Here is a 1,180-nt window from a genome sequence, read left to right as displayed (position 1 = left end):
AAGTATAATAAAAGTAAGAATTAAATATGACAGAGGTGATTCTGTGAAAGTGAAGAAATTTTACCGAACCCAACGGGAAGTTGCAGCTGTAATTAATGAAATAGTTGATGAATATTGGGTAGATAATCTAACAGATGAAGAGTTAGAAGAAAATATAATTATGATTTATAAGAATAACCAACGCAAAATAATAAAAAATGATGATTTTACTACAATACTTAAACAACAATGCGGGAAAAATCGTTTAACCGTCGTAGCAAATATTATTAATAAAAGTTAGGATAAATATTATGAAAAATATTATTATTGAAAATAAGGGCGATGACACACTTTTGAATTTTCTAAAAGGAGTTATCGATAGAGATACGAAGTTAAAGCTTACTGTCGGTGAATTTTCGATCTATGCTTTTTATGATTTGCTAAAAGAAATCAGGCGTGCTAAAAGCTTCGAAGTTATTTTGACTGAGGATAAATTTAGTATTGATGAGGAATCACTTTCAAAAAGATATGAGATTGCCCGACAGAATCAAAGTATATCTGGGAATCAATATGAAATTACGCTAAAAAACAATATGAACTCTACCTATATAGCTAGAGTTATTAACACATTAATTCAAAATAAAGTAAATTTTAAGATTTTGAAACCTGGAAAAAACTTACCTGGTCAATTGATCTTGGAAAATGAACGATCACGAGATAAAAATGTATTTTTGCCTACTATATACAATTTTTCATCTGACGGAATAGGCACTCAACCTTCCAATAATTTGGCACCGCTAACAGCTATTACAGGTGATCAAAATATAGTGCAATCATTCTCTAATACATTTGATGTTAATTGGAACGATAATGATTCGGTAATTACACATACGGATGAAATTATAGATAGGTTGTCTAGTATATCTTCAGAGAACACTCCAGAATGGTTGTATTACGTATCCTTATACCACGTCTTTCATAATCAATTAGATGAATTAGATGAAAAGAGCACGATTAAAGAAGGTACAGGATTCAAAGAAACATCTGTCTGGAATACACTTTATGATTTTCAAAAAGACGGTGTAGTTGGCTTAATAAGTAAACTAGAAAAATATAATGGTGCTATTCTAGCAGATTCTGTTGGGTTAGGTAAAACTTTTTCTGCATTAGATGTAATTAAATATTATGAACTCAGAAATGA

At 30.0% G+C, this 1,180-nt stretch carries 1 protein-coding gene and 1 pseudogene; both read left to right on the top strand.

What is annotated here, in order from left to right:
* Window positions 1-280, top strand: a 280-nt coding sequence (locus ACTHW2_RS06975) for a TIGR04540 family protein (RefSeq protein WP_442263238.1), incomplete at its 5' end; no start/stop codon positions are given.
* A gap of 10 nt (window positions 281-290) precedes the next feature.
* Window positions 291-1,180: pseudogene (locus ACTHW2_RS06970) on the top strand (hypothetical protein); the annotation flags it as partial.

The sequence above is a fragment of the Tissierella sp. genome (assembly GCF_052089545.1).
Lineage (GTDB): Bacteria > Bacillota > Clostridia > Tissierellales > Tissierellaceae > Tissierella_A.
The sequence above is the reverse complement of the archived record's forward strand: the minus strand, read 5'-3'. Positions and strand labels throughout refer to the sequence as shown.